Source organism: Chryseobacterium sp. 1B4 (assembly GCF_036631475.1).
Taxonomy (GTDB): domain Bacteria; phylum Bacteroidota; class Bacteroidia; order Flavobacteriales; family Weeksellaceae; genus Chryseobacterium.
The window spans coordinates 121709-139070 of the sequence record NZ_JAPNUF010000007.1 but is presented as its reverse complement, the minus strand read 5'-3'; the positions used below and the strand labels follow the sequence as shown (position 1 = coordinate 139070).

The 17362-nt window shown below is 37.1% G+C and carries 11 protein-coding genes and 2 pseudogenes; 6 read left to right on the top strand and 7 right to left on the bottom strand.

Features of this window, described 5'->3' with window-relative positions:
• Window positions 1-4 precede the first annotated feature (4 nt).
• Together OWR28_RS09820 and OWR28_RS09815 are read left to right on the top strand one after the other, a co-directional pair.
• Window positions 5-1459, top strand: coding sequence for a ferritin-like protein (locus OWR28_RS09820; RefSeq protein ID WP_332386483.1), 1455 nt, complete (start codon window positions 5-7; stop codon window positions 1457-1459).
• Between the two features lie 74 nt (window positions 1460-1533).
• On the top strand, window positions 1534-3003 hold the full coding sequence (locus OWR28_RS09815; RefSeq protein ID WP_332386482.1) for a peroxidase, FMP-type: 1470 nt from the start codon (window positions 1534-1536) through the stop codon (window positions 3001-3003).
• 67 nt (window positions 3004-3070) lie between these two features.
• Here OWR28_RS09815 and OWR28_RS09810 read toward each other — a convergent pair whose 3' ends face one another.
• From OWR28_RS09810 to gnd, 5 genes and pseudogenes are all read right to left on the bottom strand, one after another.
• Complete coding sequence (locus tag OWR28_RS09810; RefSeq protein ID WP_332386481.1) at window positions 3071-3604, bottom strand: TetR/AcrR family transcriptional regulator; 534 nt, start codon at window positions 3602-3604, stop codon at window positions 3071-3073.
• Between the two features lie 723 nt (window positions 3605-4327).
• Window positions 4328-4909 carry a TetR/AcrR family transcriptional regulator gene (locus OWR28_RS09805; protein WP_332386480.1) on the bottom strand — a complete coding sequence of 194 codons (582 nt, stop codon included), beginning with the start codon at window positions 4907-4909 and terminating at the stop codon, window positions 4328-4330.
• Window positions 4910-5697: 788 nt separating this feature from the next.
• Window positions 5698-6303 (bottom strand): 6-phosphogluconolactonase, encoded by a 606-nt coding sequence (gene pgl / locus OWR28_RS09800; protein ID WP_332386479.1) that lies wholly within the window; start codon window positions 6301-6303, stop codon window positions 5698-5700.
• Window positions 6304-6433: 130 nt separating this feature from the next.
• A pseudogene (zwf, locus tag OWR28_RS09795) lies at window positions 6434-7916 on the bottom strand (glucose-6-phosphate dehydrogenase).
• A gap of 12 nt (window positions 7917-7928) precedes the next feature.
• Window positions 7929-9345, bottom strand: a pseudogene (gnd, locus tag OWR28_RS09785) (NADP-dependent phosphogluconate dehydrogenase).
• A 238-nt stretch (window positions 9346-9583) separates the two neighbouring features.
• Between gnd and OWR28_RS09780 the strand changes: the two are divergent.
• Window positions 9584-9943, top strand: coding sequence for a hypothetical protein (locus tag OWR28_RS09780; RefSeq protein ID WP_002978832.1), 360 nt, complete (start codon window positions 9584-9586; stop codon window positions 9941-9943).
• A gap of 238 nt (window positions 9944-10181) precedes the next feature.
• Here OWR28_RS09780 and OWR28_RS09775 read toward each other — a convergent pair whose 3' ends face one another.
• A complete protein-coding gene (locus OWR28_RS09775; RefSeq protein ID WP_332386477.1) occupies window positions 10182-10460 on the bottom strand; it encodes a LuxR C-terminal-related transcriptional regulator in 279 nt (92 codons plus the stop codon).
• Window positions 10461-10933: 473 nt separating this feature from the next.
• Window positions 10934-11395 carry a hypothetical protein gene (locus OWR28_RS09770; protein ID WP_332386476.1) on the bottom strand — a complete coding sequence of 154 codons (462 nt, stop codon included), beginning with the start codon at window positions 11393-11395 and terminating at the stop codon, window positions 10934-10936.
• A gap of 416 nt (window positions 11396-11811) precedes the next feature.
• Between OWR28_RS09770 and OWR28_RS09765 the strand changes: the two genes are divergently transcribed.
• From OWR28_RS09765 to OWR28_RS09755, 3 genes are all read left to right on the top strand, one after another.
• Window positions 11812-14814: a reprolysin-like metallopeptidase gene (locus tag OWR28_RS09765; RefSeq protein ID WP_332386475.1), complete on the top strand. Its 3003-nt coding sequence runs from the start codon at window positions 11812-11814 to the stop codon at window positions 14812-14814.
• A 398-nt stretch (window positions 14815-15212) separates the two neighbouring features.
• A complete protein-coding gene (locus OWR28_RS09760; RefSeq protein ID WP_332386474.1) occupies window positions 15213-16349 on the top strand; it encodes a PKD domain-containing protein in 1137 nt (378 codons plus the stop codon).
• Between the two features lie 403 nt (window positions 16350-16752).
• A complete protein-coding gene (locus OWR28_RS09755) occupies window positions 16753-17340 on the top strand; it encodes a TetR/AcrR family transcriptional regulator (protein ID WP_332386473.1) in 588 nt (195 codons plus the stop codon).
• Window positions 17341-17362: the final 22 nt, after the last annotated feature.

The window sequence follows — 17362 nt, the reverse complement described above, 5'->3', positions numbered from 1 at the left end:
CAACATGAGACAAAGACTTATCAATAAAACAGCACAACCACAGGAGACATTAACAGCAGGAAGAATGGCGGCGGCAAGAAACGCAGTCATTATAGAACCGGTTTCATTATCTTCTTTATTATTTGATTCAACATTGAGCAAAGAAGACTGGATAGAAGGATTAAAGCATCACAGTAAAACAGTAACCAATCTTTTACTGAATGATCAGATTAAAGATTTTAATGCCTATCTGGAATCTCAGTTCGGTTCAGGAATTTCAGAAATAAAAAAAGCGCTAACAGAAATTGATTACAAACCGATTTTACAGGACCTTTTGCAGACTGCAATTCTTATTGAACATTCTACCATTCCACCTTATCTTACGGCTTTGTATTCAATCAAAGACGGAACCAATGCTCTGGCTTCACAAATCATCAGAAGTGTTGCCGTAGAGGAAATGCTTCATCTGATTATGGTTTGTAATGTATTGAATGCCATCGGTATTCAGCCTTCCGTCAACCAAAAGGAGAACTACCCTACTTATCCTATGAAACTACCCATGAATGTTGATTTCTATGTAGGTCTGGAAACATTTTCAAGCAACAGTATTGCCACGTTTATTGCCATTGAAAGCCCAAGTGCATCTGTGGTAAAAGCTCCTGAATATGACTACGAAACGAAAACTTCTGAATTATACTCTCAGAGAGCAGCCGTACAGGAAAACCACCTCTGGACTCTTGAAAACATGAAAGGTTTCATCATAGAAAATGTACACACCATTGGTGAGTATTATGATGTTTTATTCTTCTACATTGTTGTTTTTCAGATCATTGCTTATTACAAAACACATGGAACGTTACCAAAGAACTTCGAGGACTTAGATAAAGGAGGAATTTTCACAGGAAAGCCGGAAAAACAGATCCGTCCTGAGCAATATTACGGAAGTGGCGGAAAACTGCATTCCGTGGAAGCTTTATCCGGAGTTATTGCTGTTTTCCAGGAAATCAAAGGCCAGGGTGAAGGAGCTGATGATTCTATTTTCGATGTAGATCCTTCTCAGTTTGAAGAAGGGGTTGAACTGGCTCATTATTTCAGATTCAAAGAAGTTTTCCATGAGCATTTCTATCTGGGAGGAAACTATAAGCCTTTCATGGATGAAAACGGAATGATGCCTGTAACCACACCGCCTACAGGAAAAGATCTTCCGGTAGACTGGAATGAGGCGTATCCGATGAAACCTAATCCTAAGCTGGCAGATTATGTGCTAAACAAAGAATTATATGCCCAGGGTGTTGAATTTAATAAGACTTACAGACGTCTGCTGGATGCCATTCAGAGTGCTGTGGAAGGAAATCAGAAAGAGCTTGAAAAATCCATTATGTATATGTATGCTTTGAAAGAGCAGGCTGTTAATCTGATGAAACAACCGTTGGATGCTCAGACTAATGCGGGGCCAACATTTGAATATATCGACCTGTAACCATAAAAACGAAATATCATGCTTAAAAGAAAAAAGAGAGTCCTGAAGCAGGAGGAGAACAGCTGTTCCGCAGAATGCCGGGCCAAAATCAAATTAATCTGGCTCAACTCATGGATGGCTATTCCAAGCTTCTTATTGATGATCCGGTAAGGCCATTCAGAGAAGACCACCTGCAGTCCATTGAAAGCAACGTAGATTACGGAATTCTTGCCGCACTAAATGGCACATGGGTAAGCTACAATGTAAACCACAATAAAGATATTACCAACCCTTCATTGGCAAGCGGTGTCCATACTACAATTATGCCTTCTCCGGGAACCAACCCGGGGACAATTCCCGGAAAATTTGCTTTCACCAGTGAAGAGTATATTGAGAAACTCACCTTTTCCATTGTTCCCGGCGGTGTACGTAACCGTGGCGGGGCCAGTGAGCTTTTCTGCGGAGCGGTTAAATATGAGCAAAGCATTAAAAGTGTAACTGCCGTGCAGGGGCAGGAAGCTTTAAAATACACTCCTATTCATGAAGAAAACGGAATGTATCTTTGGCTGAGCGATGTCTATAATCATGCGGCTACCAAAGAATCTATTGAAAGAGACCGTGGTATTCATGCCGTTTCAACAGAAGATGCTAAGTATGGATATACCGGCGAATACAGAGATGAGCCTTTGCTAAGGATAACACCGGACGGCGAGGCAAACCCGCAGTACATTCTTCAGAGTCAGCTGAAACCAGGACAGCCTTATTATGAAATCATTCCCGCCCAGGAAATAAAGCCGGGAGCAGGACTTGATGGTCCTTATTTTATCCCGGACTACTCTATCTCCCGAAGCGGAGTAATTCCGCATGGAAGCACCATTACTTTGCTTGGAGATATTGTCCCGCAAAATACTGCTGATCAAACCTTTTATTTAATCAATGGTTCTCCTAAGTTCCCTTACGGTAAAGAGGCATGGGAAACCAATCATCTTTCAATTTCCCGTACCATGGGAAATGCCGGAGTAACACCGGAAAAAATTATTGATCTTGACAAACCGGCCCCGGAATGGGTGCATGAAACACTTAATGATGATAATGATCCTGGGTCAAATAAGATTTACACCCAGAGAATACTGGCTGATGATCTGTATCCTTATTCTGTACGGCCAGATTTAAGACTTAGAGATACATTAAGAGGTCAGGAAGTCAGCAATTATGTCCATATAAGAATGTCTTCCAAGATGAAAACAGGAGCGCAGGGCGGAATTTTAAATGTTCCGTTTGTTAACCGTTTTGTCCCGACCGTTGAGGTGGATATGAATATGTGGATTGAAACAGTGATTGAAAACGGAAAAGAAATTCTTCAGCTGCAATATGAGCAGATTGTATTTTTCGAATTTGATTTCGGAAATGACGGTGGTACCACGAGCTGGCCCCACATCCAGGTGAACACGCTCCGTAAAATAGAAGATATTCCTGAGGATCAGAGAAAAGTAATTGAAGAGCAGTTCTTTAGTACCGGAGTAAATGCCGGTGCAGCTTCCGGCTGTCCTTACCATAAAGGATAGCCTGCCATAAGTATCAAATAAAAAAGGGACAATAGTTTGTCCCTTTTTTTATGTTCTTTATAATAGACTAAAGATTATCGTGGGCTTGCTCTACCATGAAAGATATTGCCTTTTTGATTTTTTCCCGTCCCTCAGGAGTATTGGTATCTATACCACAGAAAATACTTCCGTTCAGAGACGAAAACATATTCAGGTAATACAATCCTGAAACCATGATAGCCATAATAGAACGATAGGTATCCATTTTATCTTTGAAACGTGATTCCATCAATAGTTTGAAGATATATTCTCCGTTTTCCTCCTGAGTGTCAATCAGTTTTTTTAATGATTTCCGGGGCTCAGAAATAGTCCACAACAATAGTTTTTGGGCTTCTTTATTGGCGTATACGTAATCAAACTGGGAAAGCAGCATATGCTCGATAAATTCTCTGCCTCCATCTTCAAGATTCGGTTTCATCTTTTCCACTTCCTCACTGGTTACTTTTACCCAAAAATCCTGTGTTCTGACATATTCGTCCATAAGGCCATCCATTCCGCCAAAATAGGTATAGATCATTTTCTTATCTACCCCTGCAGTAGCAGCGATATCATTAATCTTCAACCCTGCATGTCCTTTAGTTTTCAGTATTTTCCCAACGGCATCTAAAAACTTTTCTTACTTCGTTCTTTGTTTCTGATACTACCTGATGCTGACTTTCTTTCCATGACTAAACATTCAATATACAAGTTTAAGAATTTTTTTTATTATTTTAGACACCGTACAGTGTCTAATAACATCAGTTTGTCTATATTTGCAAAAACTGATACCATTGAGCAGACAGGACCACTATCAGATTTGAAAAAATAAAACTATTCAGATTGTACTGTTAGTTCCCTCAGTTTAAAATATTTCGGTCATCATCAACTGAGGAAAAAAAACAAAACAGTATTATTGTTTCATGGTGATATTGTTTTTATTCTGAAAAACGTTTTGAAATAAAATATTTTCCTACCGATATTCTTATCCCTATTCTTTAGTTAGTAAAAGATGCTGATATTTAAATATTTTATGATTAAACTTAACCACAAGTATAGATAAAAAGAAATTTTCACATCAATGATAAAAAATAATACACTGAATTCCAATCAATTAAATAAAATAATAAAAAAATATTACAATTTTACACACTACGTAGTGTCTTATTTTATATATTTGTACAAACTAATACCATCTATATATTTTAAAACACTATTAGGTTGAAAAATAAAACAATTCACATTGTATTATTGAGTTCCCTTACTTTAAGAGCATTTCGAAACGAATCGACTAAGGTAGAAACACAACTTATAGACAGACCATTAGATTTCTAATGGTTTTGTTTTTATCAGAAGCCTGCAGATTTTCGTAAGTCTGATGGAGCAGGAATGAAATTGCTTTTTTGATTTTATCCCGTCCTTTAATGGTGTTGACATCTATTCCGCAAAAAACACTTCCATTCATCGCAGCATACATATTCAGGTAATACAATCCTGAAATCATAATTGCAAGGACAGAGCGCACATCTTCAGTTTTATCCTTAAAATAGGGATTCATCAACATTTTAAAAATATATTCTCCGCTTTCCTCCTGGGTTTCGTTAAGTTTTTTTAAAGACTTCCGGGATTCGGATAAACACCATAAAAGCAATTTTTGTGCTTCTTTATGGGTATACACGTAATCAAATTTTGCCGGAAGCATTTTTTCCATGAAAGATTTTCCTCCGTCATCTAACTGCAGCCTTATTTTTTCAACTTCTTCAATGGCTGCTTTACTCCAGTAATCCTGTGACAGGAGATATTCATCAATCAAACCATCTAAGCCTCCAAAATAAGAATAGATCATTTTCTTATCTACTCCGGCAGTCGCAGCAATACTGCTTACTCTCAAGGCGGCATATCCTTTTGTTCTCAGTATTTTACCAACGGCATCCAGGAACTTTTTTTACTGCGTTCTTTATTCCGAATGCTTCCTGCTGCTGACTTTCTTTCCATGACAAACTTTCAATCGTACAAGTTTATGAATTTTTTTTCATTTTAGACACTTTTTAGTGTCTAAATATATATATTTGCAAAAACTAATAACCATTCTATTGAAACGGATGATCAAAGTTGTGAGGTTGATTGAGATCAGATTGTACCGTTAGTTCCCTCAGTTAAAATATTTTTATATTCAATAACTGAGGTAAACATTACTCAGGCAGCATTATCATTGTAATAGTGCTGCCTTTTATTAAAGATATTTTTTAACAGTTATGAATATTCTGCAAGATATTTTAGCTGATTATTTGATAAGATCTGGCTTTTTCTGATTTTTAAATTTATGTAAAGTCACTGTAGGAAAGGGTTTTATCTCCCACTTTAAAAATTTAACATTTTTTTTCAATTTTTTTTCAATTTAGACACTACGTAGTGTCTTATTTTGTATATTTGCTTCAAACTAATAACCATTTTATATAGAACACTATGTGGATGGAAAATAAAAATTTCGAAAAAATGCAACTAAGGTAAAAGCACAATGCAACAGTATCATTAGCTCTTTAGTGATACTGTTTTAATTTAGTTCTGATTTTGGATTAAATCTGCAGAAAATTGTATACCGACGGTACGGTATCAAAATAGTTGATATGAAGAGAGACTGTCCGAGGACAGTCTCATTTTTATAAAGTTTAAGTTGTGCTACCCTTTTGCTTTTCCGTCTGTGAAAAACTGAAATCCCTCCTTCTTCTCAATAAGCTGTAATGGATACAAAGACGGGTTATATTCACCGTTCAGCACTTCATTCAATGCGTGCTTTTTGGATTCACCAAATGCAATTACCAGAATATTTTCTGCTTTGTTGATGACAGGTGCTGTCAAGGTAATCCTGAACATTTCCTGCGGCTTAAGATAATAGGCAGAAACCCACTTTTCTTTTTCTTCCAAAACGGCCTCACCTGGGAAAAGAGAAGCTGTATGCCCATCATCTCCCATTCCTAAAAGGATAAAATCAAAAGTTCCCTCATTACCAAGAACATTCCTGATCTGCTGCTCGTAGGTTTCCGCATAAGCTTCGGGACTGATTCCCTCAGCATACATAGGGAACACGTGATTTTTATCTACAGGAACCTGACTGAGAAGAGCTTCATCCGTCATGCGGAAATTACTTTTATCATCATGTAAAGGAACCCAACGTTCATCAACCCAGAAAAAGTAGATTTTATTCCACTCAATCAGTTCTTTATACTCCGGCGTTGCCAGTAGTTTGAAAATGGCTTTGGGAGAAGAGCCTCCGCTAAGCGCCACTACAAAACGGCCGTTTTTCTGAATAGATTTTTTGAAAGGTCAACAAATGCATCTGCTGCCTTTGTGTACAGTTTTTCCAGATCGTCAAATACTGTAATATTCATTTTTTGTCTGTTTAAATTTATATTGTTTATACCCAGCTGTGCCCCTGTCTTTCAACCAAAGCATTAACATCTTCAGGTCCCCAGCTTCCGGCTTTATAATTCGGGAAAGATAAGTCTTTATTATTCTCCCAGGCTTCCTGTATGGTGGTAACAACGTCCCAAGCTTCTTCTACCTGATCGGAACGCATAAATAAGGTAAGATCTCCTAAGAGAGCGTCCTGTAAAGGGTTTCATAAGCTTCCGGAGTATCTTCCTGGCAGGCAAAATTATCAAAAATCATTTCTGCCGGTTTCAAGTCCAATGTCAGACCCGGTTTTTTCGTCATAAACTGAAGTCTGATATCCATCATAGGCTGAATATTAATGATCAGCCTGTTTGCTGACAAATGATGCGGGCTGTCTGAGAATGTAGAATGAGGAAGCGGCTTAAACTGAATTGTAATATAGGAATGCTTTTCCTTCATTTTCTTTCCGGTACGAACATAAAAAGGTACATTCTGCCACCTTTCATTATCCAGATAGAATTTTATTGCAGCAAAGGTCTCCGTATTGGAATCTCCTGCAATGCCATCCTCCTGGCGGTATCCTTTTACTTCAACACCGTTGATTGTTGCTTTTCCATACTGGCCTCTTACAGCGTAATGGTCAACCTGATCGGATGATATTCTACGGATTGATTTCAGCACATCCACTTTACGGTCCCTGATCTCACCAGACTGTAATGAAGCCGGCGGTTCCATGGCGACCATACAAAGAATCTGCAACAAAGGTGGTTCTGAATCATATCCCTTAATGCCCCTGTCTGTTCGTAAAAAAGCACCCCTTGTCTCTACCCCGACCTCTTCGGCTACCGTAATCTGCACTGATTCTATATATTTATGATCCCATAAAGGTTCAAAAATTGAATTTCCAAATCTGAACGCCAGTATATTCTGCACTGTTTCTTTCCCCAGATAATGGTCGATACGGTAGATCTGCTCTTCTTCAAAGGTTTTTGCCAGAAGACTGTTCAGTTCAATTGCTGACTGCTTATTGTGGCCAAATGGTTTTTCAATAATGATGCGGTCTTTTTTAGGATCGGAAGCCAGCGATGTGGTTTTAATATGGTTGGAAATCGTGGAGATAAAATTGGGTCCGATTGAAAGATAGAATAACCTGTTCGCTCTCATTCCGTAAACGGAATCAAAATCCTGCAGTTTCTGCTGCAGATTCTGATAAGAGCTTTCTTCATCCAGCTGATGCTGAAAGTAAGTAATGTGAGCCTGAAAGCCTGCCCAGTCTTCAGAAGTCACTTTTTTCTGGAGAAACTCTCAAGGTTTTCCCTGATGTAATTTCTAAAAAGTTCATCGGTATTTTCCGCCCTTCCCAATGCTATAATATTAAAGCCTTTGGGCATTCTCCCATCAATATATAAGTTATAAAATGCCGGAAAAAGTTTTCTTTTTGCCAGATCGCCTGTAGCACCAAAAATAACGATATTTGTTGGCTGCAAGACTTTGTGTTGATTCATTTTTTCCGAATTTTAATTGTTTGTACTTTGCCAGGAAGTATGAAAAACACCTTCCCTGTCAATACGTTGGTAAGTATGAGCTCCGAAATAATCACGCTGAGCCTGGATCAGATTCACAGGAAGAGATTCTGTGGTATAGGCATCAAAATATCCTAAGGCAGTTTGGATTCCCAGGCTGGAAATTCCGTTTGCTACAGCATATCCGGCAGTTTTTCTTAAAGCTTTGATTTTTGATTTTACAAGTTCTGAAATTTCTTTATCAAGCAGAATGTTGGAAAGATGAGGATTCTGAGTATAAGCAGAATAGAATTTTTCCAGCAGCACAGAACGGATGATACATCCTCCTCTCCAGATTTTTACAACATCTTTTAACGGAATTTCAAAACCATATTCTTCAGATGCTTTTACCAGTAAAGATAAACCTTGTGCATAGCTGATTAATGTAGAAAGGAAAAGAGCATCGCCTACTTCTTTAATAAACTGTTCTGTATCCTCAGGTTTTATAATTTCTTTTTCGGAGTATATTTCAGAAGCCTGAACTCTTTCTTCTTTATATGCAGATAAAATTCTCGATGTTACCGCTATATCAATGGTAGGGATAGAAACCCCAATTTCCATAGCTTGTTCAGAAGTCCATTTTCCGGTTCCTTTTGCGCCGGCTTTATCTAAAATCTGATCCACAAGATAGCCATCTGTGAATGTATCTTTCTGGGTGAAAATATCTCTGGTAATTTCAATAAGGAATGAGTTCATTTCTCCGTTATTCCATTCTTTGAAAACCTGATACAGCTGATCATTATTTAAGCCTGCCCCTCTTTTCAACAGGTCATACGCTTCACTGATAAGCTGCATGATTGCATATTCAATACCATTGTGTACCATTTTCACATAGTTTCCGGCAGATCCTTTCCCCATGTAGGCTGTACATGCTTCGTTATCCACTTTTGCTGCAATGGCTTCAAGCATTGGCTTCAGAAGTTTAAATGCTTCAGGATCCCCCCGGCATTATACTGGGACCTGTTCTGGCCCCTTTTTCACCCCCTGAAACTCCCATTCCCATAAAATGCAGTTTTTGGGATGCCAGATCAGCAACACGTCTGTTGGTGTCTTCGAAATAAGAATTTCCTGCATCAATGACAATATCTCCTTCAGTTAAAAGCGGGGTAATGTTTCCCAGCACTGCATCTACAGGTTTGCCTGCAGGAACCATAAGAATGATTTTTCTCGGGACTTCCAGCGCGGATACGAAATCTTCCAGAGTGCCTGTACCTTTTACTTTCATTGCTGAAGCGGCTCCTTCTTCCAGTTCTCTGATTTTCTCCTGATCAAGGTCAAATCCTGCGATTGAGAAACCGTTGTCAGCGATATTATAAAGCAGATTCCGCCCCATTACTCCAAGGCCAACCATTCCATAACTATATCTTTCCATTATATTGGTATTAATATGAATTTTGTTATACAGAGAATAAAATTACGCAAATGGCTATAAGGAAAAAATAAATGAAAAGAAAAGTTTCCAACACTTTCATTTCAGCCTTCTAATATTCACATTTTCATATGATTTTGAGTGTAAAGAATAAAATTCAATCATTAATATGGGAATGATCTATTAAAACAGTCTGTTTTTTGGCATAATTAAACTTATATTTGCCAAAATTTATAAAGTAATGAACTATAAACTTGAACTCAACACTCAGGAGCCTAATTCTAAAATCGTTTTTAATAACATCATATTTGATTCGTTCAAGATTAATATAGTTGAAAGATATATCGGTTCCATGAAGGCTCGTCCTACATTATGTGAAGTTTTATTTAAAGTAAGAACTTTGGATGATGTATTGATTAACAGAAAAGATGGCAATATAAGAGTAAAGGTAAAAGGTGATGATTTTGAAACCTATCAGAAATTATCCAGAGACCTGAATTCTTACGAGTACAAAAACAAACTGATTAACAGAAAAGAGGTAGAGCAGAATTATGTTCATTTCATCCTGAGTTTAGTGATCGCAAATTATCAGCTTAATTAAGCTGTTCCGGGTATTCTCCTTCCGTATTTTTGCAGGAGGAGAATTCTCAGGAAAGAGTATATAAAAAAATTTGTTTTTTACAATACTTCCAGACTATAGATCAAACTATTCTTTATTGCTTTGATTATCTTTTCGTTCCGATTCTTTCAAATGATTTGCTTCTCTGCAATGCACGGCAATGCATCCCTATTTCAACCATAAGTAATTGCGTCTAGTTTATTTTAGATATTGCTTTATTTTATTTCAATAATTTTGAAAACCATACATAGATATCCATATCACCAGGAATATTCAGCTTTTTCCTTAGATTATACTTTTTGGTCTGTACCGTCCTCACTGAAGTAAATGTATATTCTGCTATTTCCTTTGTTGAAAAATTCAGGTAGATATAGGCACAGAACCTTATTTCTGATATTTTTAAAGGAGAGACTTTCAGCAGCTCTTCTGAAAAACGAGGACAGTACTCATTAAAACGGGTTAAAAACTCAGGATTATTTTCTTTGGCAAGCTGTATCACTTCTTTAAAAATGCTCTCCTGTACCGGTAACTGATGAGGGATATCTATTTTATCCAGGTTTTTACTTTTATGTTTTCTATAATAATACAGAAAAAGGAAAATAAAGAGAATACATACTGCAATACTTAATGATAAAATGAAAAAAAGCTCTTTTGTTTCCTTTTTTCTGTTAGTATTTTCTAATTCATTCTGCTTGTCTACAGTGTCATTCAGTGTTTGATTTTGCTCACGGTTTACCTCTTCTATACTTACCAGCCATTTGGAATAGTAACCAATACTATCTTTCTGACCAGTACTTTCATATAAAGCATTAAGCTCATCCCCTACCGCAATTTGATAGTTTTCACTTTTAAGGTAGTTTTTAGCAATATTTTTGGCAATCCATAAATGGTGCTGTGCCTGTTCAACATTTTTGATCGTACTAAAATATCTTCCGGCATACAGTGAAGTTATATATTTCAGACTAATATCATTTACTTTTTTTCATCCTGAATCGCTTCTTCAATATAGATTTTGGCAGAGTCCAATTTATTAAGATCAGTATATATTCCTCCGAGATAAGCTGAGGTTTTATAACTGTTACCCAATCTGTTTTTATCAATCCGGTAACGGTTACCCTTATTTTCTCTGTATATTTTTGAAAATTTATACGCAATTTTACTATACTTTAATGCGAGCTGCTTATTGGTTTCGATATATTTATCAGCATATTGCCTGTTGATCAGATAAATAAAATAAGCATTCCCCGTCTTCATTGCCTTATCATAGATTTCATCCAGTTCCTTAAAAGAAGCAACCCTTTCACCTAATTTCCGGTATAAAAAAGACTTCTGCAAATGAACATAAAAGATAACTTCAAAATCGGTATCAGAATTGATGAGGTTTTCGTTTTCTACTTTATTGATATAATAAAATGACTTCCTGGTGTCATTCATTTTATCATAGATATTCGCAATCTTAAGATACCCCAGTGCTACACAATCATTGTATGATTTTTTTTACAAACTGCAATAAGACTGTCAATCTGTTTGATCTCTTTAGGGCCGGCGGTCGAAAAGTCTATATCAAAAACAATATTCTTTATTTGTTGTTCCGTGTGCTGTGCATAGAAGAAGGAAGAAATAAAAAAGAATAAAATAATTAGTTTTTTCATCATAATCTATCAAAAATAAAAATGCAATATTAATACTACATCGTTTCTACCTAGCCCGAAATACATACGTATTACATACACAATCTGCGAAAATCACAATATAATACTGCTTATAATACAAAATTAGCAATTACTTTTGAATAGTCGAATATTATATTCATTCTTCACAATACCACTATTTAAAACCTAATTTTTAAAATGAGAAAAACTCTATTATCATTATTTTTGGTTTCAGGCTTCTGTCTTTCCAATGCCCAAAGATGGGATCCCTCTTCACAGAAAGTGTCAGAGATCAGAAGAGAGGTAAAAATCAAGTATGCTTACAAAACTGATATTACTGCATTGATACAGTTATTAAAAAACGCTGAAGAAACCGGCGCTCATGCAAAAGCAGTAACGATTCAATTACCAACTGCAGAAGGCACTATAGAAAAGTTTGCTGTGTACAGCAATCCAGTAATGGAAAAATCACTGGCTGAAAAATACGGATTAGGATCTTATATAGGAGTGGGAATTGATGACCCTTCCAAATATATAAGGTTCAGCACGTCCCCTACAGAAATACAGTCAATGATCATTAAAGACGGTATTTTTCAGTTTATAGAACCTATTACAGCGGATAAAAAGACCTACGGAGTATTCTATAAAACCGAAAGAACAGATTCCGAACATGGCTTCAGCTGCAATATGGAAGGCAAAAAAGAACTGGACATCAAATCGTTGAAAAATTCCGGAAAAAATAAACTTGCCGGAATCAATATTACCGGAAGACCTGCCGCTTCAAGATACAGAACGTACAGACTTGCCTTGTCTGCAACGGGTGAATATACAACGCTTTTTGGCGGGGTTGCAGGTGCACTTGCTCAGATGAATAATACGATGACACGGGTAAATGGTGTTTTTGAAAAAGAATTTGCCGTTCATCTGAATATACAGAATCTTCCCAATATTATCTATGTTAATCCTGCAAATGATCCTTATACGGATGATTTAAACGGCCAGTTGCAACAAACCTTAAGTACTCAGGTAGGTGATGCCAATTATGATATAGGACACGTCTTTAATGCTGCCGGAGGAAATGGAAATGCAGGATGTATAGGATGTATATGTACCAACCCTAACGCAGCAGAGCCATTGGGTAAAGGTTCTGCATTTACGCAAAATCAGAACCCCGTAGGAGATACATTTGATATTGATTATGTAGCTCATGAAATGGGACATCAGCTTGGAGGGAATCACACATTTTCTACCGTGACTGAAAGCTCAGATGTCAATATAGAACCGGGAGGAGGTACAACCATTATGGCTTATGCAGGGATCACTGCCAATAATGTTCAGATGAACAGTGATGCGTATTTCCACTATTCATCCATCAATCAAATCCTTACCAACCTTGAAGGTAAAGTGGGATGCGGCATAGCTGAAAATATTGCCAATAATAATGCACCTGCCATTACTCCGCTTATTTCCTATACTATTCCTAAAGGCACAGCCTACTATCTGGATGCTAATGCAGTAGATGCCAACGGAGATCAGTTTACCTATAACTGGGAACAGTATGACAGTGTAGGCTCTACCAGTTCCATCTCAGGAGACAGTGGCTGGGGCTTCAATCCTGAAGGTTCTCTTACCCGTTCTTTTCCTGCAGTGGCTTCAGGAAGAAGATATTTTCCAAGCCTGCCTATTGTGATGAGCGGTAAACTGACTAATAAAGATACATGGGAAACAGTTTCATACATTCCCAGAGTTTTACATTATGCTGTAACGGTACGTGATAATAACCCGAACAGACCTTTAACGATTTCTGCAGAAAATACAGTAACCGTTGGAAATGACGGACCTTTTAAATTCAAAGGATTAACGCCTTCTACTACCCTGTATAATAATGCTTCCAATACCATTTCATGGGATGTTGCCAATACCAACCAGGCTCCCTATAATGTTGCCAATGTAAAGATTGAATATACAACCGATCTGATTAACGGATCAGCATGGACAGAACTGGTGGCTTCAACTCCTAATGACGGAAGTTTTGATATACAGATGCCGGCCGCGCTTCAGGGAAATATTAAACTGAGAATTTCAGCGGTAGGAAATATATTTTATGCGGTCTCTCCTACCTTGGCTGTAGGAAATGCTCCCGCTTCTTTAAATAATTCTCCAACAGGACTTGCTGCGTTCGATAATGATATATTAAAAACCTCAGCAACCGTTTCATGGAACCATGTACCGGGAGCAACCTATTCTGTGAATTACAGAAAAACAGGAGCCGGAAACTGGACCAATGCCGTTAGCCCGGTTAATTCAGTGTTCCTGAACAATCTTGACGATGAAACTTCTTATGAAGTTCGTGTTGCATCTGTGATCAATAATGTTCCCGGAGGGTTTTCTCCTGTTTATAATTTTAAAACCAAAGGATTACGTACAGGATATGATTACTGTCTGATGACTACAGGAGGAAACACTACAAACAGTCAGTATTTCAGTGGGATATTGAGAATAACTTTAGCCAATGTGGATTTAGCAGGCAACGGGACAACCGTTCAGCATGCCTATAAGGACTATTCGGAAGATCCTGCAAAACTGATTCAGCTTACCCAGGGAGCCCAGTACAACCTGAATTATATTGTGTATGCCAACCGTGCAGGCGGAAACTTTCAGGATTGGGTACAGGCATGGATTGATTACAACAGAAACGGAGTGTTTGAGGCTTCCGAAAGAATCGGTATTAACGGAGCGATTCCTAATGCCAACCAAAGACATCAGGGAAGTTTTGCATTTACAGTTCCGGCTGATGCTTATAACGGCGATAAAACATTAAGAATGAGAGTAGCGAGTGGATTTTTTAACGCTTCAGCTGATGCCTGCTCAAGTCCTTCTGTAGATGCTAACGGAGAACTTTTCTCAAGAGGCTCAGTATGGGATTTTTCTGTAAAGATCAATGCGGCACTTGGTGTTAAAGAATCAGTTCAGTCATCATCTGATATTAACATATATCCTAATCCTGCGGATACTTTTGTAGAAGTGAAAAACCTGAAAGGTAAAGCAGATTACAAAATCTACAGTGCAGACGGAAGACTTGTTCAGGAAGGAAAAGCGGAGGGACAAAGAATCAGTGTTGCTTCATTGATCAAAGGAGTCTATGTGATTACGATAAAAGACGATAAGACGACTTATCATACAAAATTAATCAAGAAATAGTTGTAATAATTGATGTACCGTGTACCTGCAGATCATCTGTAATACCTGCAGGTACTTTTCCAAGCTTCTTTTTAGAACAATCCAGCCCAATCAATAAATCATAGTAAATCAAAATCTCTAACAAAGTAAATAAACTAACATTTTCATTAAACACCTTTTAATGAAGTACCTGCAGTATAGATTGGGTTTCCTGCAGGTACTTTTTAAAAGGTTTAATAATAAAAAACGAATAAAGAGAAGTATATAGCTCTATATTGATAAAAACACATTTTTAATCACCGTTTGTATTGTGTACCTGCATCATAAGTGGTTTTTTGCAGGTACCTTTTTTAATTAAGAACTTAAAAAGCTATAATATGATAAAAAAACTACTCTTTCTTATATGTACTTGTTTTTCAGTGTTATCATTCTGTCAGTCTGATGAGGTTCTGTTTATAGGAAACAGCGTCACTTATTTTAATGACATGCCTGAAATTTTCAAAAATATAGCGGCTTCAAAGGGGGAAAAATGTTTCGATAACGACGCATACGCCGGGGGAACCGGTTTTGTCAATCACGTAGATGATCCGTCGCTGTATCAGAAAATAAGATCTAAAAACTATAAATATGTTATCATGCAGCCCGGAACGGCTGAATCTGCCGGTCATTCTTACCCTGTTTCTGTAACAGCTGAGCGCGGACGCAAAATAAGGGATTCTACCCGGAAGTACAGCCTTTGTTCCAAAATATTTCTGTATGAAATTCCTTACGGAGTACCATCTGCGAATGAATACAATGTTTATTTCAATTTCCAGCAGAAAATAAAGGATTCCATCACAAAGATGTCTAATCTCATGCAGGTGGAAATAATACCTGCCGGTGAATCTGCAAGGCATTACTACAGTTCTTCACAGGACCTGGCACTTCACGGATCTTATAATGATATTCATCCCGGGCCCAAAGGAAGTTATCTTGTAGCAGCTTCTATATATTCCGCTATTTTCCAGGACCATGTCTTTCCATCCAATTTTTATAACGGACTTTCTCAAAATACTGCTGAAAATTTTCAGAACATTGCTGATCAGGTCTTTTTTAATAATCCGGCGCAATGGAACAGTAATGTGTTTCATCTTCATTCAGATTTTATAGCGGGAATCAATGGAATGACTGTGAGTTTTACCAATCAATCAGCGAATTACAATTCAGTATTGTGGAATTTCGGAGATGGCACCACTGATTCATCGTTAAATCCGGCTCATCAGTATACCGCTCCCGGAAGCTATACGGTTTATCTTACTGTTAATAAAAACTCCTGTTTAGAAACCTTCAGTAAAATAATTAATGTCGGTTCTCTTGGAACTATGGATATTGAAGTACAGTCTGAGCTTACATTTTATCCTAATCCTGTTAAGGATTTCTGTTATCTTAAGAGTAAAGAAAAAATAAAGGACATTATTGTTTATGACATGGCTCAAAGAAAACTTTCCGAATGGAAACACATGCATTCCCGTGATATAAAATTAGATTTATCAACGTATGGCAAAGGGGTTACATAATCAGTATTCTGTATGAAAATGACCGTAGGGAAAACATTAAGATCGTTAAATAAATAAAAAAGCAGAAACTCCGGGTAGTTTCTGCTTTTTATATTAAACCTATGTACATTATTCCTTTTTTAATGTCTGCAAAATTTTCACTGTATGATCATTATGAGGATTCAATTGAATTGATTTTTCATAAAAAATTCTATTGGAAATAAGTCGTTTCAGATTCATAGCTATTAGATTTTTCCAATTAAAACATATCAAGCTGATTAACAATACAACATCTTACAACAGAAAATAAAACCCTGTTACCTGGAATTTATAACAATATTTATATTTTTTTCAAAATTGAATCAAATAAAATTTGTTTTTATGACCAATCGGTCATATATTTGCATCATTATTTATTATCATCATGGCAAAAGGTGAAGCAACCAGACAGTTCATTATAGAAAAGGCAGCTCCTATTTTTAACACAAAAGGAATTGCAGCTACTTCTATGAGTGACATTATGGAAGCCACCAAGCTGTCCAAGGGCAGTATGTATGTCCATTTTGAAAATAAAGAAGTGCTGGCCTGCGCCGCTGTTGAGCATAATATGCAAATGCTGAGTGACCAACTTCAAAAAGCTTTAAGCAGATTCAAAACTTCCAGGGAACAATTATTGGCATATATTGATTTTTTCAGTGATCCCAATCATCCACCGGTTGTTGGAGGATGTCCTTTGTTAAACTTTGGAACAGAAGCTGATGATACCAATCCTGTTGTAAAAGAAAAAGTAAACCGTGGAATTAAGCAGGGAGAAAAACTTCTTTCCGGTATTATAGAAAAAGGAATTGCCAACAAAGAATTCAGGGCAGACTGGAATGCATCGGACTTTGCCACAGTTGTGTTTGCAATGCTTGAAGGGGGACACTTAATGTCAAGAATGGCTGGAAATAATGATAAAATGATAACTATTGTCAACAGTCTTAAAAAAATGATTGAAGAAAATACAGTGTAATTTTTTTTACTCAAAATATGAC